Annotated in this window: 17 protein-coding genes; 13 read left to right on the top strand and 4 right to left on the bottom strand. The window is 45.0% G+C overall.

All coding sequences use genetic code 11. The features are described from left to right. Positions 1–274: 274 nt before the first annotated feature. Both CWO27_RS17520 and CWO27_RS17515 read right to left on the bottom strand, forming a co-directional pair. On the bottom strand, positions 275–1,003 hold the full coding sequence (locus CWO27_RS17520) for a DUF3379 domain-containing protein (protein WP_017060647.1): 729 nt from the start codon (positions 1,001–1,003) through the stop codon (positions 275–277). Continuing rightward, the gene (locus CWO27_RS17515; protein WP_017060646.1) at positions 996–1,544 is read right to left on the bottom strand and encodes a sigma-70 family RNA polymerase sigma factor; all 549 of its coding nucleotides are present in this window, start codon (positions 1,542–1,544) and stop codon (positions 996–998) included. The genes CWO27_RS17520 and CWO27_RS17515 overlap by 8 nt, the downstream gene beginning before the upstream one ends. 552 nt (positions 1,545–2,096) lie before the next feature. Here CWO27_RS17515 and fadI point away from each other — a divergent pair. After that, a complete protein-coding gene (fadI, locus tag CWO27_RS17510) occupies positions 2,097–3,404 on the top strand; it encodes an acetyl-CoA C-acyltransferase FadI (protein WP_048607862.1) in 1,308 nt (435 codons plus the stop codon). After that, entirely contained in the window at positions 3,404–5,620 is a 2,217-nt protein-coding gene (fadJ, locus tag CWO27_RS17505; protein ID WP_107899301.1) for a fatty acid oxidation complex subunit alpha FadJ, read from the top strand. The genes fadI and fadJ overlap by 1 nt, the downstream gene beginning before the upstream one ends. Positions 5,621–5,921: 301 nt before the next feature. On the opposite strand, the gene CWO27_RS17500 is transcribed toward fadJ, so the two are convergent. Continuing rightward, on the bottom strand, positions 5,922–8,699 hold the full coding sequence (locus tag CWO27_RS17500; protein WP_102432846.1) for an insulinase family protein: 2,778 nt from the start codon (positions 8,697–8,699) through the stop codon (positions 5,922–5,924). A 305-nt stretch (positions 8,700–9,004) separates the two neighbouring features. On the opposite strand from CWO27_RS17500, the gene sixA reads away from it, so the two are divergent. Beyond that, complete coding sequence (gene sixA / locus CWO27_RS17495) at positions 9,005–9,469, top strand: phosphohistidine phosphatase SixA (RefSeq protein ID WP_048664281.1); 465 nt, start codon at positions 9,005–9,007, stop codon at positions 9,467–9,469. A 107-nt stretch (positions 9,470–9,576) separates the two neighbouring features. On the opposite strand, the gene smrB is transcribed toward sixA, so the two are convergent. Further along, positions 9,577–10,107 (bottom strand): endonuclease SmrB, encoded by a 531-nt coding sequence (gene smrB, locus CWO27_RS17490; RefSeq protein ID WP_102432845.1) that lies wholly within the window; start codon positions 10,105–10,107, stop codon positions 9,577–9,579. 62 nt (positions 10,108–10,169) lie between these two features. On the opposite strand from smrB, the gene prmB reads away from it, so the two are divergent. From prmB to CWO27_RS17440, 10 genes are all read left to right on the top strand, one after another. Further along, on the top strand, positions 10,170–11,102 hold the full coding sequence (gene prmB / locus CWO27_RS17485; RefSeq protein WP_017060640.1) for a 50S ribosomal protein L3 N(5)-glutamine methyltransferase: 933 nt from the start codon (positions 10,170–10,172) through the stop codon (positions 11,100–11,102). Positions 11,103–11,358: 256 nt separating this feature from the next. Then, on the top strand, positions 11,359–12,000 hold the full coding sequence (locus CWO27_RS17480) for a LysE family translocator (protein WP_102432844.1): 642 nt from the start codon (positions 11,359–11,361) through the stop codon (positions 11,998–12,000). Positions 12,001–12,479: 479 nt separating this feature from the next. Continuing rightward, the gene (locus CWO27_RS17475; RefSeq protein ID WP_107899300.1) at positions 12,480–13,937 is read left to right on the top strand and encodes a protein adenylyltransferase SelO; all 1,458 of its coding nucleotides are present in this window, start codon (positions 12,480–12,482) and stop codon (positions 13,935–13,937) included. Between the two features lie 152 nt (positions 13,938–14,089). Further along, positions 14,090–14,818: a response regulator gene (locus tag CWO27_RS17470; protein ID WP_048661490.1), complete on the top strand. Its 729-nt coding sequence runs from the start codon at positions 14,090–14,092 to the stop codon at positions 14,816–14,818. A gap of 44 nt (positions 14,819–14,862) precedes the next feature. After that, positions 14,863–16,308 carry an ATP-binding protein gene (locus CWO27_RS17465; protein WP_107899299.1) on the top strand — a complete coding sequence of 482 codons (1,446 nt, stop codon included), beginning with the start codon at positions 14,863–14,865 and terminating at the stop codon, positions 16,306–16,308. Between the two features lie 110 nt (positions 16,309–16,418). After that, positions 16,419–17,666, top strand: a complete 1,248-nt coding sequence (locus CWO27_RS17460) for an ABC transporter substrate-binding protein (protein ID WP_004736057.1) — start codon at positions 16,419–16,421, stop codon at positions 17,664–17,666. 144 nt (positions 17,667–17,810) lie between these two features. Continuing rightward, on the top strand, positions 17,811–18,749 hold the full coding sequence (locus CWO27_RS17455) for a carbohydrate ABC transporter permease (RefSeq protein WP_102432841.1): 939 nt from the start codon (positions 17,811–17,813) through the stop codon (positions 18,747–18,749). Beyond that, a complete protein-coding gene (locus CWO27_RS17450; RefSeq protein ID WP_009848502.1) occupies positions 18,746–19,603 on the top strand; it encodes a carbohydrate ABC transporter permease in 858 nt (285 codons plus the stop codon). Before CWO27_RS17455 ends, CWO27_RS17450 begins: the two co-directional genes overlap by 4 nt. A 6-nt stretch (positions 19,604–19,609) precedes the next feature. Next, positions 19,610–20,722: an ABC transporter ATP-binding protein gene (locus tag CWO27_RS17445; RefSeq protein WP_019824809.1), complete on the top strand. Its 1,113-nt coding sequence runs from the start codon at positions 19,610–19,612 to the stop codon at positions 20,720–20,722. Between the two features lie 140 nt (positions 20,723–20,862). Next, positions 20,863–22,008, top strand: a complete 1,146-nt coding sequence (locus CWO27_RS17440) for a S8 family serine peptidase (RefSeq protein WP_107899298.1) — start codon at positions 20,863–20,865, stop codon at positions 22,006–22,008. The last annotated feature ends 106 nt before the right edge of the window (positions 22,009–22,114 follow it).

The following is a 22,114-nucleotide window of genomic DNA, read 5'->3' as shown; positions in this document are numbered from 1 at the left end:
CCTCTACAGGGCGATTAATTTGAGCAATTGCTCAATGGTGGCTGATCCTATTCGGAAGTATACGATATACAAATCCGACCATTGAGAAATTTGAGTGGAAAATTATGGAAATGACGCCTATCTGGCACGAAAATGGTGCGAAATGCTATTTTTTAGAGTTTTAACTCTAGAGTTATTGGTTTTGTGAATGGTTTGGTGGGTTATTTATAAACAAAGCCCAGCAATATCAGTGATATAATTGCTGGGCCTTTTATGACGGGGCTTTAAGAGCGAATTAGCTCATCGGTTTGATCATTTTTGTCAGCTTTTCGGCGATTTTGGAAACATCCTCACCATTTTCACCAACAAGGATTAAGCTGCTGCCATCTACGGGTGTTACCGAGCCGGACATGCCTTTTTCATCAAAGTCGATAGGTTTGTCTGTCGGAATACCGGTTAAAAACAACGTTACTTTGCCTTTTGCGCCTTGGAAGACCATATGCACTGCGTTGGATTTACCAAAGCCACAGTGGTTTAGGTAATAGACGTGGTAAGGGAAAGCATCATCAAACTGAAAAGCAAATGGGTTCATTTTTGCGTTGATTTGCTGCGATGTGACCTGTTCATCGATGGAACTAACAAAACTCTTTTCATCAACAACATGCTTCATCGCTGTATCAACCAAACTAGCTTGAGCTGGTGAAACGAATGCGTTGCCCCAATTTACTTGGCCAACTAATAAGCCTGCAACGAATGCTACCGAGGCAGCCATTGCCATTGCTCTTCTCGCAAACGTAGGTCTTACCACTTTGCTTTCTTCGCTTGAGGTCTGATTGAACAGAATGCGATCAGCAAGATCGTCTGGCACATCCACATTCATCGCAGAGTGGATCTGTTTATCTAGCGCTAATACATCGTCTAAGAAATTACTATTGGCTTCGCTATTGGCGGTTGCATCAACAATATCTTGTGTACGTTGTTTAGGTTCCGACAATACACGACGACGAAATTCCAAATCATCCATTATGTTGCCCCCTCTCTGCCTCTTCTGTATCCAACAGCTCTTTCAACTGATTTCGAGCTCTGAATAAACGTGTCATCACCGTGTTTTTGTTGAGATCGAGAATATCGGCAATCTCATCACCACTAAAACCACCAATCACTTGCAAGAAGAGCGGTTCACGGTAATCGATTTCAAGTTTCATGATCTGCGCTTGCAACCACTGATGCTGATGGTGCGGGTCATCGCTGACACTAGCATCATTACCGTGATCGTCGATATCAACCAGATCAAACTGTTTGCGTTCAAATCGTCGAGCGTTCTCGCGTCTCAAGATAGTAATCAACCAAGATTTAGCGGCTTTTTCATCTTGAAGGCTATCGAGTGACTTCCATGCACGAAGGCAAGTTTCTTGAACTAAGTCTTCGGCAATGCTTTTGTCTTTGCATAACCAATAGGCGTAGCGAAAGAGGTCACGATGATAGGCACGCACGAGTGCTTCGTATTTTCTTTGTTTGTCCATATCAGAGTTGACCGGACGCTTGGCTGTTTTCTTTCCAAACATTTTTATTATTGACACACGAGCCTCCATAATTGCTCTGCGTATAGCTGTCCTCTATACGTTGTGCTTTGTTTTTATATTTTTAGAGCTAACGATCGGCAGGAAATCGTAAAATCACATTAAAATTGATCTACTTCAAAATCTAAGGCCTCGAACAAGCTATAGTACACCTTGTCGTCTAGTTAGTCATTCGTGGCTAGCATGTTGAGCAAGACGACACTTCCTTTTGAAGGCTGACTTTACTTTCTCCTAATCAGGAAACTGATTATTTCAATTGGCGTTAAGTTAATTGCTTTATATACATTCCGACCACACAGCTTTGTGTGGTTTTTTTTTACCTCAAGAAAACCATTCCCTACAAAGCGATAACAGTATTTACTTACAATAGTTTAGTCTCTTACGACAACCTTTCCCCCAAAAAGGTTCGCCTGAATGTGCAGTTATATTTTCAAACAGTGAGATACTCGTATCACGTTTATTTAAACGCTCGTTTGATTTAATTAACAACTTCTTTACAATGCTTCAGGTCAGACCTCTTAACTTTAAGGAGAAACCATGGGCAAACAGGAAGTCAAAACGCGTTCTGGAGAACGTGTTGCCGTTGTCGCTGGATTACGAACCCCATTCGCTCGTCAGAGCACAGAATTTAGCCAAGTGCCTGCGGTTGACCTAGGCAAAATGGTTGTGAGCGAAATGCTTGCAAGAACGGATGTCGATCCTGCGCTTATCGAACAAGTTGTGTTCGGCCAAGTCGTGCAAATGCCAGAAGCGCCGAACATTGCGCGTGAAATCGTGTTGGGCACAGGCATGGACATCAATACCGATGCCTACAGTGTCACACGAGCATGTGCGACCAGCTTCCAAGCGGCAGTTAACGTGACCGAAAGCATTATGGCTGGCACGATTGATGTCGGTATTGCGGGCGGAGCGGACTCTTCTTCTGTATTGCCTATCGGTGTTTCGAAAAAGTTAGCGGCAAATCTATTAGCGCTGAGTAAAACGAAAACTATGGGTCAAAAGCTGAAGATTCTTAAAACGCTTTCAGTAAAAGATTTGATGCCAGTGCCGCCTGCTGTTGCAGAGTACTCGACCGGTTTATCCATGGGACAAACGGCTGAGCAGATGGCGAAGACACATGGTATTACTCGCGAAGCTCAAGACGCACTTGCTCACCGTTCTCACTCTTTGGCTTCTCAAGCATGGAAAGAAGGCAAGATCAAAGACGAAGTGATGACAGCATTCCCGGCGCCTTACAAAAAGTACCTAGCGGAAGACAACAACATTCGCCACGACTCAACAGTTGAAGGCTACGCTAAGCTGCGCCCTGCTTTTGACAGAAAGTACGGCAGTGTAACGGCAGCCAATGCTACGCCCCTTACCGATGGCGGCGCAGCAGTGATGTTGATGCGCGAAGGCAAAGCGAAAGAGCTAGGCTTAGAAGTGCTTGGCTATATTCGTGGCTACGCATTCTCAGCGATTGGTGTTGAAACGGATATGTTGATGGGGCCGACTTACGCGACCTCTCAAGTATTGAAGAACACGGGTCTAGAGTTGTCAGACCTAACACTGATCGAGATGCATGAAGCGTTTGCAGCGCAAGTTCTTGCGAATGTAAAAATGTTTGCGAGCGATGAGTTTGCTCAGAAGAATCTTGGCCGTGACAAAGCGATCGGTGAGATTGATATGGAGAAGTTCAACGTGCTGGGTAGCTCAATTGCTTACGGACACCCGTTTGCGGCAACTGGTGCGCGAATGATGACTCAAACATTACGTGAACTGAAACGTCGCGGTGGCGGCTTGGCACTTAACACAGCGTGTGCGGCTGGTGGTTTAGGTGCAGCAATGATCTTGGAGGTAGAATAATGTCTACGACTCTTGATGCAACAACAGAAAAAGAAACAGTCGCTCAACCAGATTCAACGTCTGCGACTGAATCAACCCAAAAGAAAACGACAGCATTTTCTCTTAACATCGATGACCAAGATATTGCTTGGTTGGCGATTGATGTGCCAAACGAGAAAATGAACACGCTACAAGCGGCTTTTGCTGAAGAAATGAAAGCGATCTTCGAGCAACTCAAAGAAAAGCAGAGCCGAGTTAAGGGCTTAATCGTTCATTCTCTTAAGCCAGATAACTTTATCGCTGGCGCTGATGTAAGAATGCTGGATGCTTGTAAAACCGCTGATGAAGCGCAGTCTTTAGCTCGCCAAGGTCAAGAGATGTTCCAAGCATTATCTGATCTTCCATACCCAGTTGTTGCAGCGATTCACGGCCCATGTTTAGGTGGTGGCTTAGAGCTCGCACTGGCGTGTGATTACCGTGTATGTACTGATTCAGATAAGACGCGTCTTGGTCTACCTGAAGTGCAACTAGGTTTATTACCAGGTTCTGGTGGTACGCAGCGTCTTCCTCGTTTGATTGGTTTGCTACCGTCACTCGATCTAATCCTAACGGGCAAGCAACTGCGCGCTAAGAAAGCGAAATCACTTGGTGTTGTGGATGCTTGTGTCCCTGATACCATTTTGCTTGAAGTAGCAAAAAGCTTTGTTGAAAAGAATACGGGCAGTAAAAAAGGTAAGCGTCTGGCGTCGAAAAGCCAAGCGTCGACTAAAGAAAAGCTGATTTCACGCACGGGTCTTGGTCGCAAAGTGATTTTTGAACAGGCTTCAAAGAAGACGAATCAGAAAACACGCGGAAATTACCCAGCAGCAGATGCGATTCTAGACGTCATTCGTTATGGCCTAGAGAACGGCTTTGATAAAGGCCTTCAGTACGAAGCGAAGCGTTTCTCTGAACTAGTGATGACCTCTGAGTCAAAAGCCCTTCGTTCGATTTTCTTTGCAACCACCGAAATGAAAAAAGAACATGGCGCAGACGCAGAGCCAAAGGCCGTTAAGCGTGTTGGTGTACTGGGTGGCGGCCTTATGGGCGCAGGTATTAGTCATGTAAGCGTTGCAAAAGCGAAAGTACCGGTTCGTATTAAAGACGTATCAAATGAAGGCGTTCTGAACGCGCTGAACTACAACTTCAAGTTGTTCGATAAGCAGCGTAAGCGTCGCATTCTGAGCCGAGCTGGTCTTGAAGGTAAGATGCTTCAGCTTTCTGGTGGTATCGACTTTACAAGCTTTAACCACACCGATGTGGTGATTGAAGCGGTATTTGAAGATCTCGACCTTAAGCAATCAATGGTTGCGGACATCGAAGCCAATGCCAAGCCAGACACGATTTTCGCGACGAATACTTCATCACTGCCAATCCATAAGATTGCAGAGAAGGCGCAGCGACCAGAAAATGTGGTTGGTCTTCACTACTTCAGTCCTGCTGAGAAAATGCCACTGGTTGAGGTTATTCCTCATGAGACAACCTCAGAAGAGACGATTTCAACGGTTGTAGCATTAGCGAAGAAGCAAGGCAAAACGCCGATTGTTGTTAAAGATACGGCAGGTTTTTATGTGAACCGCATTCTTGCTCCGTACATGAATGAAGCTGCGCATTTGTTACTAGCGAACGAGCCGATTGAAAAGCTCGACAGCACGTTATTGGACTTCGGTTTCCCGGTTGGCCCAATTACCTTATTAGATGAGGTCGGTGTGGATATCGGCGCGAAGATTATTCCTATTCTAGTGAATGAACTTGGCGATCGTTTCCAAGGCCCAGATGTGTTTGATATTCTATTGAATGACAACCGTAAAGGTCGTAAGAGTGGTAAAGGTTTCTACACCTACAAGGGTAAGAAGAAGGAAGTCGATAAGTCAGTTTACAAGCTGCTTAAACTGCAACCTGAACCTAAGTTGAGCGATAACGATATCGCAATGCGCTGTGTGTTACCGATGCTAAACGAAGCGGTTCGTTGTCTAGATGACGGCATTATCCGTAGCGCTCGTGATGGCGATATTGGTGCTATTTTTGGTATCGGTTTCCCTCCGTTCTTAGGTGGTCCGTTCCGTTACATGGACCAAATCGGTATTAAGTCACTGGTTGAGATGATGAACGACTTTGCTGTGAAGTACGGTGATCGTTTCGCGCCATGTGATGGCCTACTGACACGTGCTGGTTTGGATGAGTCTTTTTACAAGTAACTCTCTAGTTCGCTAGTTATTGAGCCCGTATCAAGCAATTGATGCGGGCTTTTCTGTTTAATTGGCGAGTGAAAGGAATGAGATTCCCGACTCAGTCATTCTTCCTTCTCGGGAATGACGAAAGACAGATGAAAGTAAGCTATTAGTGTTAATAGGGAAATCATGGCTAAATGCATTGCAATTGAAACTAACGTCATCTCCTAAAGCGACGAAGGAGCGTAATAGGAGATCTGCTTTTATGTTCGACCAATAAAAAAGGTTGATGCTTTCACATCAACCTTTGATTTCTAAAACACTCTTATCAACCAAGCTCAGTATCTTTCGGGCGCAACTGAAACTCATCAATAGAGCCAATCTCCACACCTGCCGACAACTTCTCTTCCTCATAATGGGCATTACCGTGCGCATGCATAATCAGACGATTTGCGGTGCGTGGTTTTAGTTGGCTCACCACAAAACGCATCATGTCTGAGCGAGTTAACCCTTTAAGATCTTCCAACACACGCTCTCTCTGATTGAATTCCAAGTCCTTGTTGCCTATCGCAACCCATAAGCGTTGAGCACGTCCTCGCAAAGTCGTATCTGGTGTCGAAATCTGATTCCAGAGACCGCGTTTACTGCTGTGCCATTGGTAGTCGTTAAGCTCTAACAACACCATATAGAAGGCATTGAGGAACTCATCTATCGAGGCTAATAAGTCTGCTGGAGCAGCATTCGGTGATTGTACATACAACACAATACCTGGGTGTCGGTTGAGTGGCATATTACCTGTGCCGACCATGTAACCTAGCTGCTGCTTGGTACGGATCTCATGGAAGAAGGTGGCTGACATCAAATGGTTCGCCAATGAATACAGCGCAATGTTTTTAGGAGAAATATCAGCGCACTGGTAATAAACCACGATTGCCGAATCATCTTGGTTACACACCACTTCACGCTGGAAGCTGCCGTTTTCACCTAGCATAATTAACGGGCGCAATGACTCTTCGTAGGCTTGGTCTTGAACGCGTAGGGCATCTTTTAGCGTTTTCGCCATTTTATGTGCGTCGGCTTTTTTCCAGTCGCCATACACAAACATTTCTACGTGCAGTTCAGCCAAGATTGCTTGAACAAAAGAAGAGAGTTCATCGACCTCTATCGTTTCCAGCGCTTCAATTAATACAGAATAGGGCGGGTTATTTGGCTGAAGTATCCCTGTCATCGCATTAAACAGCTGCGAAATAGGGCGGTCTTGCGACGCATTATTCCAGTTTCTTAGCAATTGATGCTTAATCGTTTCGAAGCGTGTTGGACTAAAGTCGCGTGCTTGAAAGCGTTCAAGGATCATATTGAGCAATTGTGGTTGCTTCTCGCTGAATCCAGAAAGTGTGAGTGTAACGCCGCCCTGATGGGTATACATGTTGTAACCCATTCCGGCGATTTCAGCTTGATAGGTATCTTTTTCGAGCGAGTCTAAGAACATTTCTACACACAAGCGCGTTTTAACGATATTTCTTGGGCTAGCGACTGAGTGTGGGCTGTCGATAGCAACATACACCACCCCTTTCGGTACTCGAAATTGATGGTCTTGCAGGTGCCATAGCTTAAAGCCATCGAGCTCTTCTAACAGTTGTGGGAACTTAGCGTCACCTTCGAGTTCAGTTGGGTCTAGATCGTAGCAAATAAACGGGTTTTTGCTTGGGAGTTCAAACTGCCAACCGGGGTTAATGCATGCAAAGCATTGAACTTGTTCAGCGCTAAATGGTGTGACCGAGTAGGGCGTAAAATACCACTTCGCTTCTCTGTCATACTCGAATCCCTGAGCAACAATGGTCGCACGCATGTTGTCGACGGTTAAGTTAGGAAGCAAAGAGCGTTGCAACTCGTCATCGAAATGCGACATCTTGTAATCGCCATACACCACATCTTGCTCTTGATAGTGCTGCATGTTGATAACAAGGTGGCTAACCACATCTAGTGGCCTTGCTGGCTCTTGAAAGCGGAAAGCAGACTCTAATACGGCACGTTTTTCTAGGTAGCGCCACTCTTCTATGCCTTGTTGCTCGATTAATTTGATGTACTGAAATATCGCTTGGATGATGTTATCGGTTTTGGTTAAACCTTCAATGGTCAACGAGCAACTGACTGTGAAATCACGGTAGTTACTGCCGCTCGCGCCACCACCCGCAGAGAGGGATGTTATCCAACCTTTCTCTTTAAGTTGCATCATCAAACTGCCTTCACCTTCGTAACCTAAAAGATGGGCAAAGAACGACAATGGTTTAACGCCATAGTGCTCGTCCATGCTTGGCATAGGGAAGGTTAAGATCAGTTTGCGAACTTCTTTAATTGGCTCAACGCGGACTTGAACGCCGGTGCTTAACTCACCAACAATGGGTACTTCAACCTTCTTGCCTTGTAGGTTGTGATTGGTGATCGAGCTAAAGCGACCCTCAACCCAGCTTTGCATTTCATCTAAAGACTGATTGCTAGACAGTGTTAGCGTCATTAAGTCAGCCGAGTATTGTTGCTGGTGGAAAGCTAAGATCTCTTGTCGAATCGTCTCGCCGTTTCTGTCGCCCAACGTATCGATATTACCGACAGAAAACTTCGAGAATGGGTGATTGTGATTCACCAGTTCTTTGGTAACTTGGTACAGGCGTCGCGAATCGTCGTTGAGTTTCATCTTGTATTCGGAATCAACGGCTTGGCGTTCTTTATCTAATGCTTCTTCGTTGAACAGCGGAGCGGTAAAAAATTGGCTAAAGCGATCGAGTGCGGTTTCAAAGGCATTCAATTCAACATCAAAAAAGAAGCAGGTGTGTTCTGTTCCTGTCCAAGCATTGTTACTGCCGCCATGTTGGCTGATAAAACTTTGGAACTCTCCGACCTTTGGATACTTTTCAGTTCCTAGAAATAGCATATGCTCTAAGTAGTGAGCTAAACCCTCTCGGTCTATAGGGTCATCAAAATGCCCCACATTGACGGCTAATGCGGCTGCTGCTTTTTGAGCATTTTGATCCTGAACTAACAGTACACGTAACCCATTATTTAAGGTTATGTAGCGGTATTGATGTTCATCATTTGGGCTTAAGTGCACAGGAGCATCTCCAGAGAAGGTGGTTTTTAAATTATGTACCCGATGATTCGGCGTGCAAACCTTGTGATCATATTTTGGGATATGAAGTGCTTTTTGGTGATTTCTAAATCACTTTTATCGATTTTTATCAGTAATTTATTTTCTTTTAACAAGATTGTTAAGAAAGTCGAACTCTTTAGCAAGTGACTTGATATAATTATTTATATAGACTGCGGCTCCCTCTGGATTGAGGGCCAAACGCTAAGTAGCGTATCGCTGATATGGGATATATCGACTTTCGAAATGTTACGTAGACAGGACTGAACATGAAAATATTCATAATGCGCCACGGTGAAGCAGAACATTTTGCTAACTCGGATGCAGAACGAGCGTTAACTAAGCGCGGTAAGATGGCGTCTCTTGCGGTGGCTCAAGCTGCAAACGAGCAGGGCATCAGCCAGTTCGATAAAGTACTTGTGAGCCCATATTTGAGGGCACAAGAAACGTGGTTAGAGATCTCTCAGGTGTTTTCTGGAAAGAAAGTAGAAACCTGTGATGATATTACGCCTTATGGAATGTCCGACGATGTGTTTGATTTGACCGTGGCAATGGCTGAAGTAGAAAAACTAGAGACCATTTTATTTGTTTCTCATTTACCTCTAGTGGGCTACCTAACAGCAGAGTTTGCAACAGGCATGGCACCGCCTATGTTTCCAACTTCTGGCTTAGCGTGTATCGACTTCAATCTTGAGACACAAAAAGGCGAGTTACTTTGGAATATCAATCCATAGTCGACGCTTAATCTAAGTTGTCTCTCGTAAGCAAAATGAAAAGGGCACCTCAAATATTTGAGATGCCCTTTGTTGTTTTTGACGTCGAGCGGATTCGAAAACCAGAATTATTTCTCAGGAATCGACAACAGAACCAATAGTGCGCCATTGCCGCCGAACTCTAACGGCGCTTGGTGGAAAGCCATCACATCAGGGTGTTGTGCTAGCCACAACGGCACTTTCTGTTTAAGGATGTGTTTACCGATACCATGCTGAACACAGGCACACGCTACGCTTTCTTTCACGCAGTGCGCAATCATCGCGCCAAGCTCACGTTTAGCTTCTTGTTGAGTCATACCATGCATATCGAGATACACATCAGGAACGTAGACACCACGACGTAAGCGCTTTACCTCATATTTCGAGACATCATCGCGAGCATAGCGTGTCGGACCCTCTTCGCTAAGGTGTGGAATGAACTCATCCGAGAAATAAAACTCGCTATCACTGGCTTGTCTTGCCGTTCGAGTAATTTCTTTTTGCTTGGGATTTCTTTTTGGCTGCTGGACTATGGTATCCTGTTGCAACTTTTTAACGCCCTTTACTGCATCGTTGAACAGGGCGAAATCGTCATCGAAGTCGGTGTCTTTTTTGCTCATCAGGTTATGAATTCTAATTAGAAACGTAATTAGCAGTATTGTAGCGCTTTTCGGAGACAATTTTGGATAAGATTTTTGTAGAAGAAGCGGTATCAGAACTACACACGCTTCAAGATGTGATTCGTTGGACTGTTAGCCGCTTTAACGCAGCGGGCCTATTTTATGGTCACGGCACTGATAACGCGTGGGATGAGGCAGTACAACTTATCTTACCTACTCTTTATCTGCCGATTGATGTTCCTTCGCATGTGATGAACTCTCGTCTAACGAGTAGCGAGCGTCTGCGTATTGTTGAGCGCGTAATCAAGCGTATTAATGATCGTACACCAACAGCTTACCTAACCAACAAAGCTTGGTTCTGTGGTCTTGAGTTCTTCGTTGATGAGCGCGTTCTTGTGCCTCGTTCTCCAATTGGTGAGCTGATTGAAGCTCAGTTCCAACCTTGGTTAACTGAAGAGCCAACTCGCATCATGGATATGTGTACGGGCAGTGGTTGTATTGCTATTGCATGTGCTCACGCATTCCCTGACGCTGAAGTAGATGCGATTGATATCTCTACAGACGCACTGCAAGTTGCAGAACAGAACGTTCAAGATCACGGCATGGAGCAGCAAGTGTTCCCAATCCGTTCAGATCTTTTCCGTGATCTGCCAAAAGAGAAATACAACCTGATCGTATCGAACCCGCCTTATGTGGATGAAGAAGATATGAACAGCCTGCCAGATGAGTTTACTCATGAGCCAGAACTTGGCCTAGCTGCGGGTACAGATGGTCTGAAATTGGTTCGTCGCATCTTAGCTAACGCACCAGATTACCTAACTGATGACGGTATTCTTATCTGTGAAGTGGGTAACTCAATGGTTCACATGATGGATCAGTACCCAGAGATTCCATTCACTTGGATTGAATTCTCTAACGGTGGCCACGGCGTATTCATGATCACTCGTGAGCAGCTTGTTGCTTGCGCCGATGAGTTCTCTATCTACAAAGACTAGGTTGTGTCGGCTATTGAGTTGTTGACCCGATCATCGGGTTGTAAGCTTAGAGACTGAAATCTAGTAAGACGTTCGATTTGAAACGTTTTTATTTAAACGCCGTGCAGCAATGCATGGCGTTTTTTATTGCCTAGATTAAGGATGTTTGTATTTATATCGAAGACGTTCAGCTCAATATTTAGTTGATTAATATGATAGGTTATTAGATATTGATGCTTAATGTTTGGTCGTTTTAGTGAGTTAAGGAGAATTCACGATGAGCTTAGATACATGGATTTATTACTTATTAGCGGTGCTGATCTTAACGGCATCACCAGGCCCAAGCTCTTTGTTGTGCATGACTAAAGGCGTGCAATCAGGCTTTAAATTATCGATATTTACCGCGCTGGGCAGCTTAACTGCGATTACTGGTATTCTAACCCTATCGTTTACCGGCTTAGGGGTGATCATTGCGTCGTCTGAAGTGGTGTTTAACGTTATTAAATGGACCGGTGCCGCTTACCTAATCTACCTTGGTTGGAAGTCTCTGCGTTCCAGTCAGCAAGATTATGACAAGCTATCTAGTCAACAAGCCGATTCTAAATCTGTTAAAGAAAGCGCTGCGCAACATTACCTAAGTGGCTTTATTGTTGGCGCGAGTAACCCCAAAGCTATCCTGTTTTTTACCGCACTTTTCCCTCAATTTATTGACCCGTCGATCGCTCTGCTTCCCCAGTTTACCGTGTTTGCTTTAACCTTTGCTGTGATGGAGTTGTCTTGGCTATTGGTGTACGCGTATTTAGGTGCGAAGTCGTCAAACTGGCTATTTGCGAAGGGCAGAGCTAAGGTCTTCAATCGTGTTACAGGGGGCGTGTTTATTGGTGCAGGCGCGCTGCTTTCGACGACAAGCCGAGCATAACTTTTTTATTTATCAAAGGGCTGAATAGTTACAGAAAATTCTTAATGCTGTCATAAAAGGTTAATATTAATGTGCTTGCCGCTTTTGGTGAAAAGCCGATATATTGTAGTTACACCATCACGTTCTCAAGGAGAGACATATGCAGCATCAAGAAATGATTCAACACAGTAATTTTGGCGTAATCAGTCGTACTTGGATTTTCTCTACCCTTTCTCTTCTGGGTATTCTTGCTCTAATGTAGCCTATTTTTCGGCTCTATATTTTCAGTTTTTATTATGAATACACTTTTCAAAAAGTCTTCAAAGTCAGAACTCTTACTCTCGTAAATGTGGCTCTTCTCATCAGTCTAGCCACTTAGCTTTTTCCCTTCGTAAAACAGCTAAGCAATCTTCTCTAACAAGTTCATCACGTAACCTCATCTGAAGTTGTTATCAAACTGTGATAATCTTAAATCATCTTTTATCTACAGTGTACCGCTCATGTCTCTCTGGGATTCTATTTCATTTAACAATCGATTTACGGCATTACCTCGACTGTTCTATACCCCAATTCAACCTACACCGCTAAACAATGTTCAATGGCTTGCATGGAATCATAACCTTGCGGATGAACTCGGTTTTCCGTCATTTGATGACGCCTCCGAAGAGCTGCTTGAGACGTTATCTGGCAATGTTGAACCTGAGCCGTTTTCGCCTGTAGCAATGAAATACGCAGGCCACCAGTTTGGCTCTTATAATCCCGACTTAGGTGATGGAAGAGGGCTACTTTTGGCACAAGTTGTCGCTAAAAGCGGTGAAACGTTCGACTTACACCTTAAAGGTGCAGGCAAAACGCCATATTCACGTATGGGCGATGGCCGTGCGGTTATTCGTTCAACGGTTCGTGAGTATCTGTGTAGCGAAGCAATGGCAGGGCTTAATATCCAAACCACACGTGCATTAGCCATGATGACCAGTGACACGCCGGTTTACCGAGAGAAACAAGAATGGGGCGCATTACTGGTGCGTGCTGCAGAATCTCACATTCGATTTGGCCACTTTGAACATCTTTTTTATACCAATCAGTTAGCTGAGCATAAGTTGTTGGCTGATAAAGTCATCGAATGGCACTTCCCAGAGTGTCTTGACGAAGAAAAGCCATACGCAGCCATGTTTAATCAAATTGTCGATCGTACCGCGGAGATGATTGCGTTGTGGCAAGCAAATGGTTTTGCTCACGGCGTGATGAATACGGATAACATGTCAATCATCGGACAAACCTTCGATTACGGCCCGTTCGCTTTCCTTGATGAATATGACCCTCGTTTGATCTGTAACCATTCGGATTACCAAGGTCGTTACGCGTTCAATCAACAACCTAGAATTGGTATGTGGAATTTATCTGCATTGGCACACTCGTTGTCACCGTTGATAGAGAGGGCTGACTTAGAAGCGGCACTTGAACAATACGAACCGCAAATGAATGGTTACTTTAGTCAGCTGATGCGTCGTAAGTTGGGGCTACTTTCGAAACAAGAAGGTGACAGCCGCTTGTTTGAATCTATGTTCGAGTTAATGTCGCAAAACAAAGTTGATTATCCAAGGTTCTTTAGAACGTTGTCGAACTTGGACACCTTGCCACCACAGGAGGTGATTGATTTAGTTATCGATCGTGATGCTGCGAAGCTGTGGGTGGATAACTACTTGCAACGTTGTGAACTTGAGGAGTGTTCAGTTGTAGAGCGCTGCGAAAAGATGAGGCAGGTAAACCCGAAATACATCCTCAGAAACTACCTAGCTCAGCTTGCAATAGATAAAGCAGAGCGTGGTGATAGCAGTGATATTGACGCATTAATGGTGGTGTTGGCCGATCCTTATGCGGAACACCCTGACTACGAACATCTTGCCGCGTTACCACCAGAGTGGGGTAAAGCGATGGAGATCAGCTGCTCGTCTTAAATCGGCTTATCAATGCAATACCAACAGATAGCGGTCGCTTAGTTGTGATCTCTATCTGTTTGTTCTTCTAATTTTATCAACATATCAATAATCAAATACTCGACCTGCCTATACACTATGTGAATAAGTTGTAAATTTAATAGGTTTGGGCGATGCCAACAAATACTCGAATTCTCGTGGTGGATGATGATCAAGAAATCCGCGAGCTGCTGGAAGAGTACCTGACAAAATCGGGTTTCGATGTCTCTTCTGTAGGAGACGGTGTTGAACTAGAAACTCACCTGCAAAACCAAGGTTACCCGGATCTGATTCTGCTTGATGTGATGCTGCCCGGTGACGATGGCTTTACCTTGTGTCAACGTGTCCGTAAGCAATCGAATGTGCCTATTATCATGCTGACTGCGGTGTCGGATGAAACCGACCAGATTATCGGGTTGGAAATTGGTGCCGATGATTATATTGCCAAGCCGTTTAGTCCACGTCAGTTAATGGCGCGTATCAAAGCGTTATTGCGCCGTGTTCAAGTGGTGGATGACAAGCCGAGTGATGCACTGCCAAAGCAGATTATTTTTGGTGATTGGACGCTTGATACGCTCGCACATCGAATTTCCCACAATGAACACTCAGAAGAGATGGACTTGTCGGGCAGTGACTTTTCTCTGTTGATGCTGTTCTTAACTCGTCCTAACGAAGTTCTCGACCGTGACACCATCTCTTTCGCTACCAGAGGCCGCGAAGCGTTGCCTTTTGAACGAGGCATTGATGTGCAGCTTAGTCGTCTGAGAAGCCGATTGGGCGACAGCGGCAAATACCCTCACTACATCAAAACCATGCGTGGCAATGGCTATATTCTCGCTGTGCCTGTTCAGTATGAGCACTGAGCATGATCTAATGTTTATTAAGTAATGCTAATGAAGTATCTCGTATGAAATGGTTAAGTCGATTAAAACCAAATTCCTTGGTCGCAAGAACCTTGTTGTTGACTCTGTTAGCGGTGGTGATTGCTCAAGGTATCGCAACCTCTATTTGGTATAGCGAATCTAAACATAAAGAACTGGAAGGGATTCGCTCAGCCTCATCTAGCATGGCGAACATGTTTGCTTCAACGGTGACTTTCTTTCAGTCTTTACCCGTCAAATATCGCCACATCGTGTTAGACCAAATTCGAAATATGGGTGGCACGCGATTTTTTGTCTCTTTCAATAAAGAGGCTTTGATTATTGAATCGATCCCCGATACTCGCTTAAAAACCGCCTCGATTGAAGCGATAGAAAGTGTTTTGAGTAGCAAGCTCAATAAAGTGGAATCAGTCCGTGTTGATTTCTCTCGCCCTGAACATCTCCGTTTGCTTAAAAATGACATATATTTAAGCGATCTCCCGCGATCGTGGGCACATCATACTTTAACGTTGGAACCTCTTAATCCACCTATTTTGGTCGTTCAGATAGAGCTAGCCAGTCACGAATGGGTGTATATTGCCGCACTGTTACCAGCTCCCTATGTAAAACTTGATGACACCATTCTTGGTCGTGAACAGGTGATCTTCTTGCTCTCTTCAACGCTGATTCTATTGGTGTTGACCTACTTAATGATTCGCCGCCAAGTGCGCCCGCTTAAAAAGCTAGCAAGGGCAGCCAACGAAATGAGCATGGATATTCAGCAGCCTCCACTTAACGAAGAAGGTGCGACAGAACTGGTTACCGCAACCCGAGCCTTCAACCGCATGCAGCAGCGGATTCGCCGTTATGTTGCCGACCGTGAGCACCTTTTCTCTGCTATTTCTCATGATTTAAAGACACCAATAACACGTCTTAGATTGCGGGCTGAATTGTTGGAGAGTGAAGTAAAGAAAGACAAATTCAATAAAGACTTGGATGAGCTGGAGATGATGGTCAAAGGTGCATTACAAGCGGTTAGAGATACTGACCTTCACGAAAACAACGCTATTATCGACCTCAATGAGATGATGCTCTCTGTGATTGAATTGCACAACCAACATCAAACCTTGGTTGAGTTTGAGCCCACTGTGGTTGAACCGCTAGTCGCCAAACCTTTAGCGATTAAACGCGTGCTCACCAATCTTATCGACAATGCTGTGAAATATGGACAATCCGCCGAAGTCGATATCAGCAGTGATTCAGTGTGGGTCATTGTGACGATTCAGGATCACGGTAAAGGTATCCCTGAAGACAAGTTAGAGTTGGTTTTTGAACCCTACTTTAGGCTGGCAACCGACGACCAAGGACACGGTTTAGGACTCGGGATCTGCCGAAATATCCTGCACGGACACGGCGGAGATCTCATTATTCGCAACTCCTCTCAAGGTGGCTTAGAAGCCAAAGTCTATATACCAAGAGGCTTAGAAGTATAATGTAACAATTGTGTTACATAGGGCTTACCTTTTGTTTCAATCTTATAAATCAGAATAAGTAGACTCTTTATTGAACCGGACGTCGAGTCCCCTAAACATGGAAGATTATAATGAAAATCAATAAAACCCTACTTACTCTATCTCTTCTTGCTGCCTCAACATTTTCTCAAGCTGGTGAAGTGGAAGTGCTTCACTGGTGGACTGCCGGTGGCGAAGCGAAATCCGCGGCGGTACTGAAAGAGATGATTGAAGAACAAGGCCATACGTGGAAAGACTTTGCTGTTGCTGGTGGCGGCGGTGAAAGTGCGATGACTGTTTTGAAAACTCGAGCAGTATCGGGCAATCCACCATCTGCTGCGCAGATCAAAGGTCATGATATTCAAGAGTGGGGTGGTTTAGGTTTTCTGACGTCTCTCGATGCAACAGCAAAACAAGAACAGTGGGATGAGTTACTGCCAGAGGTTGTCACTAAAGTGATGAAGTGGGACGGAGAATATGTGGCGGTTCCTGTCAACGTTCACCGTGTTAACTGGCTTTGGGCTAACCCTGTTGTTTTAGAAAAATCAGGTGTTACGGTTCCAACTACGTTAGATGAGTTCTTTGTTGCTGCAGACAAGATTAAAGCGGCTGGTTTCATTCCATTGGCTCATGGTGGTCAGCCTTGGCAAGACGCGACGGTATTCGAAGCCGTGGCACTTGATGTACTAGGCAGTGAAGACTACAACAAAGCGTTCGTTGATCTTGATATGGACGTGTTATCTGGCGACAAAATGGTGGAAGTGTTTACCAAGTTCAAAAAGATGCGTGATTACATCGACAGCAACTCTCCAGGTCGTGATTGGAACGTCGCAACTTCAATGGTTATCAATGGCGAAGCCGCGATGCAAATCATGGGTGACTGGGCGAAAGGTGAATTTACTGCGGCAGGCAAAGTGCCGGGTAAAGATTACATCTGTGCACCAGCACCGGGCACTGATGGCCAGTTTACTTTCAATATCGATAGCTTTGCGTTCTTTGAGTTAAGCGACAAAGAAAACCAAAAGGCGCAGCAAGACCTAGCGAAAACCATTCTTACCAAAGATTTCCAAGAAGTCTTCAACCTTAACAAAGGTTCTATCCCCGTACGTCTAGATATGGACATGTCTAAATTCGACCAATGTGCGTTGGATTCAATGGCTACCTTCAAAGCGAGTGCTGAATCGGGCGATCTTGTTCCGAGTATGGCTCACGGCCTAGCGACAACAAGCTACGCTCAAGGCGCTATTTATGACGTGGTGACCAACTTCTTCAACGAGAAAGATGCCGATCCGAAACAAGCGGCAGCTAAGTTAGCAAAAGCAGTGAAAGCGGCTATCTAATCTAACTTGGTCTAACACCAAACCCCCAGGGTGGGTAGGCTCGTAGGGAGCCTATCTACTCTTCACTCCCAATTCTGATATGCGTGATGCTGATGTGGTGCCGAGAGGCAAGCCATTGGCTCGATTGTGCAACAAGGATAAGTTATGGAGCATGTTTTGACTGAGTCGACTCCAAAACCCACAAGGAGCCAGCCTGCACCGAAACCGAGTTTTGCTGACAGGTTGCAACATTGGTTACCTAAAATAGTACTGGCGCCGACCGCGTTAGTGACCGTGGTGTGTATCTACGGCTACATTTTTTGGACGGCAGCGTTGTCGTTCACCAACTCTCGATTTTTGCCGAGCTTTAACTTCGTTGGTTTAACCCAATATGAAAAGCTGATGGATAACGATCGCTGGATCACCTCAATCACCAACCTCGGTGTGTTTGGTTTTCTATTTATGGCGATTGCAATCTTACTTGGTGTTGGTTTAGCGGTATTGCTTGACCAGAATATCCGTCAAGAAGGGGCGATTCGTACCATCTATCTCTACCCAATGGCGTTGTCATTCATTGTGACTGGTACTGCGTGGAAATGGATTCTTAATCCGGGTCTTGGCATTGAAAAGCTAATGCAAGACTGGGGATTTACTGACTTCAAATTTGATTGGCTAGTCGACTCTGAAATGTCGGTCTATACCTTGGTTATCGCGGCACTTTGGCAGTCTTCAGGGTTTGTGATGGCGATGTTCTTAGCGGGTTTGCGCGGTATCGATTCTTCAATCATCAAAGCGGCGCAAATCGATGGGGCAAGCTTACCTACCATCTATATCAAAATCATTCTGCCTTGCTTGCGCCCTGTGGTTTTCAGTGCGGTGATCATTACGTCGCACATTGCGATTAAGAGCTTCGACCTTGTGACCGCAATGACGGCTGGTGGCCCCGGTTATTCATCGGATCTTCCTGCACTATTCATGTATGCACACTCCTTTACTCGCGGTCAAATCGGCCTTGGTGCTGCCAGCGCCATGATGATGCTTGCTGGTATCTTAGCGATTCTCGTGCCTTATCTTTACTCTGAACTTAGGGAGAAAAAGTCATGATGAATAACATCAATTTTGCTCGAATCTTTATTTATTCAGCACTGCTTTTCTTCTGCTTGGTGTATCTAATGCCATTGTTTGTCATGGCGCTGACCTCATTCAAAACTCTGCCAGACATCAAGGCAGGTAACTTGATGAGCTTACCGAAAGAGTGGGTGTTTGATGCTTGGTATAAAGCGTGGGACACCGCCTGTACGGGCGTGAAATGTGAAGGCATCAAAGGCTACTTCTGGAACTCGTTCCAAATGGTGATTCCTGCGGTTGCGATTTCAACATTGCTCGGTGCATTCAATGGTTATGTAGTGACGAAATGGCAATTTAGAGGTTCAAACCTGTTCTTTAGCTTGTTGTTGTTTGGTTGCTTCATCCCATTTCAAGTGGTGTTGTTACCAATGGCAACCATGCTCGGCAAGATGGGGCTAGCGAACACAACTATCGGCTTGGTGATTGTGCACGTTATCTATGGCATGGCGTTTACCACACTGTTTTTCCGTAACTTCTACATCTCGATTCCTGATGAATTGATCAAAGCGGCAAAACTTGATGGTGCAGGTTTCTTTACGATTTTCTTCAAGATCTTATTACCGATCTCAACGCCAATCATCATGGTGACGGTGATCTGGCAATTCACCGCAATTTGGAACGATTTTTTGTTCGGGGTGGTGTATTCGGGCTCAGAGACTCAGCCTATCACCGTGGCATTAAACAACCTAGTCAACACCAGTACGGGTGTTAAAGAATATAACGTCGACATGGCTGCCGCGATCATCGCCGCACTGCCAACGTTGTTGGTGTATGTCTTCGCAGGAAAATATTTTGTTCGTGGCCTAACGGCAGGATCAGTAAAAGGATAATTACCCATGGCAACATTAGATTTAAAACAGATCCGTAAAACTTATCGCAACGCGGACAACGAAACGTTAAAGGGCATCGACATTAGTATCGATTCGGGGGAATTTTTGATACTTGTCGGCCCTTCGGGGTGTGGAAAATCCACCCTAATGAACACCATTGCTGGGCTAGAAAATATTAGCTCGGGTGAGATTGTAATTGATGGTGTAGACGTGGCGCAGGTTGAACCTAAAGACCGCGATATTGCGATGGTGTTTCAGTCGTACGCGCTTTACCCAAACATGACGGTACGCGGTAATATCGCCTTCGGTTTGAAGATTCGCAAGATGCCACAAGACGAGATTGATGCAGAGGTAAACCGAGTGGCGGAAATGCTGCAAATCGAACAGTTGCTGGATCGTAAACCGTCGCAGCTTTCTGGTGGTCAGCGTCAACGTGTCGCGATGGGACGTGCTCTAGCTCGTCGTCCTAAGCTGTATCTGTTTGATGAGCCGCTTTCTAACTTGGATGCCAAGCTGCGTGTTGAAATGCGCCATCAGATTAAACGTCTGCACCAGAAGCTGAATACCACGATTGTTTATGTAACCCATGATCAGATCGAAGCTATGACTCTTGCGGATCGCATCGCAGTAATGAAAGACGGTGAGCTACAGCAACTCGGTACGCCACAAGAGATCTACACCAAGCCAAACAACATGTTTGTGGCGGGCTTTATGGGTTCACCATCAATGAACTTCATTAAAACTATGGTGGACTTGGATGAGGAACAGAATCCGATAATTAAAGTGGTTGGTACCGCAGATCAAGAACACCACATTCGTTTGCCACAAAGTATGCGCGACCAAGATGGCAAAGAGTTGGTGATTGGGTTGCGTCCAGAACACATTACCGAACAAGAAAGCGATGATGTCTCTGCCTCAACAAAGCTAGACTTACAGCTAGAGGTATTGGAACCGACAGGGCCCGATACCATCGCGATGGTCAAAGTGAACGATCAAGAAGTCGCGTGTCGCTTGTCACCGGAATTTGAGGTATCGGTTGGTCAAATGGCACCACTGCATTTTGACCTATCCAAAGCAGTATTCTTTGATGCTCAGACGGAAGCGAGAATTGATTTCTAAGTGTTGCTAGCAAGTTAGTTTCACCAAACACCTCATCATTGGATGGGGTGTTTTTGTATCAGGACAGCTCAGCTGTCATATTAGTGATAAAAAACTCATTAGCGCCTATGCTTTATGAGATATTAATTTTTGGAAAAAGGATGTCTATAATGAGAGTCCAAATATTTGCAGGAGCAATGTCACTTGCTCTTCTTTCCTCTCCTGTATCTGCTGTTGTTAATCATGATTTGAGAGACAGTTATATTGTCGTTTTAAAAGAGAGTGTATCGGAATCTCGGGCGAATGATATCGCGCGTGAAGTTGCTAAAGGACACGGTGTGATCGGCCATCAATATAGCCACGCCTTGAAAGGGTTTTCTCTTAAGGTCCCAGAGCAAGCTCTCAAAGGTCTTAAAAATAGGTTCCCCGAGATTGATTACATTGAGCCTGATATCGTCATGTACGCTTTGCCACGAGGGGGGAAACCTAATCGAGGCGGAGGTGGAGATAGTGTTGAGCGGGCTGTTCAACAGGTTCCTTGGGGTGTAACCAGAGTCAAAGGTGGTACTGTTGATATGAGTAATTCCTCATCTGTTGCTTGGGTTATAGACTCGGGTATTGACAGTAACCACCCAGATTTAAATGTAAACAAATCTCGAGGGGCAAACTTTACTCGCGGTAAGAAAAATAATACTAGCGATGGTAATGGTCACGGCACGCATGTAGCAGGAACGATAGGAGCTTACGACGATGGCTTTGATGTCATTGGTGTTGCGCCCGGTGTGGAAGTGATCCCTGTTCGAGTTCTGGATAATAGTGGTAGTGGTTCAATGTCCGGAGTTATTGCTGGTGTTGATCATGTTGCTCGCTATGGTGACTCTGGTGACTGTGCCAATATGAGTTTGGGAGGAGCCGGATATTCAGCCGCCTTGGATAGCGCGATTAAAACAGCCGCTACCCAAGGGATATTTTTCTCAATCGCAGCGGGTAATTCAGGGCAGGATGCCAGTGGGTTTACGCCAGCGAGTACCAACGGCACGAATATATTTACTATTTCCGCATTTGGCGAATCTAACGATAATTTCGCTTACTTTTCCAATTATGGCTCTGATGTAGATTACGCTCAACCTGGAGTCGATGTGTTATCGACCAAAACGGGCGGAGGAACGGTTTCTTACAATGGTACCTCAATGGCGGCTCCTCACTTTTGTGGAGTACTGTTAGCCACCGGAGGCTCATTCTCTTTGGATGGAGATGTGAATAATGATCCCGACGGATCTCCTGACCCTATTGCAGTGAGTAATTAACTTGTTTGATAGTTTAAGTAGGTATAAAAATGCCGTTGTAGGCAATAAAAAGCGACCTGATGGGTCGTTTTTTATTGTGAATAATCATCGAGTAGACAGTTAATTA

The sequence above is a fragment of the Vibrio sp. 10N.286.51.C3 genome, assembly GCF_003050065.1.
Taxonomy (GTDB): Bacteria; Pseudomonadota; Gammaproteobacteria; order Enterobacterales; family Vibrionaceae; genus Vibrio; species Vibrio crassostreae.
This window is presented reverse-complemented; position numbering and strand designations above follow the sequence as displayed.

Coding starts and splice junctions, on each gene's coding strand:
- CWO27_RS17520 (WP_017060647.1), bottom strand. CDS start 1,003: ATGGATGATTTGGAATTTCGTCGTCGTGTATTGTCGGAACCTAAACAA.
- CWO27_RS17515 (WP_017060646.1), bottom strand. CDS start 1,544: ATGTTTGGAAAGAAAACAGCCAAGCGTCCGGTCAACTCTGATATGGAC.
- fadI (WP_048607862.1), top strand. CDS start 2,097: ATGGGCAAACAGGAAGTCAAAACGCGTTCTGGAGAACGTGTTGCCGTT.
- fadJ (WP_107899301.1), top strand. CDS start 3,404: ATGTCTACGACTCTTGATGCAACAACAGAAAAAGAAACAGTCGCTCAA.
- sixA (WP_048664281.1), top strand. CDS start 9,005: ATGAAAATATTCATAATGCGCCACGGTGAAGCAGAACATTTTGCTAAC.
- smrB (WP_102432845.1), bottom strand. CDS start 10,107: ATGAGCAAAAAAGACACCGACTTCGATGACGATTTCGCCCTGTTCAAC.
- CWO27_RS17480 (WP_102432844.1), top strand. CDS start 11,359: ATGAGCTTAGATACATGGATTTATTACTTATTAGCGGTGCTGATCTTA.
- CWO27_RS17475 (WP_107899300.1), top strand. CDS start 12,480: ATGTCTCTCTGGGATTCTATTTCATTTAACAATCGATTTACGGCATTA.
- CWO27_RS17470 (WP_048661490.1), top strand. CDS start 14,090: ATGCCAACAAATACTCGAATTCTCGTGGTGGATGATGATCAAGAAATC.
- CWO27_RS17465 (WP_107899299.1), top strand. CDS start 14,863: ATGAAATGGTTAAGTCGATTAAAACCAAATTCCTTGGTCGCAAGAACC.
- CWO27_RS17460 (WP_004736057.1), top strand. CDS start 16,419: ATGAAAATCAATAAAACCCTACTTACTCTATCTCTTCTTGCTGCCTCA.
- CWO27_RS17455 (WP_102432841.1), top strand. CDS start 17,811: ATGGAGCATGTTTTGACTGAGTCGACTCCAAAACCCACAAGGAGCCAG.
- CWO27_RS17450 (WP_009848502.1), top strand. CDS start 18,746: ATGATGAATAACATCAATTTTGCTCGAATCTTTATTTATTCAGCACTG.
- CWO27_RS17445 (WP_019824809.1), top strand. CDS start 19,610: ATGGCAACATTAGATTTAAAACAGATCCGTAAAACTTATCGCAACGCG.
- CWO27_RS17440 (WP_107899298.1), top strand. CDS start 20,863: ATGTCTATAATGAGAGTCCAAATATTTGCAGGAGCAATGTCACTTGCT.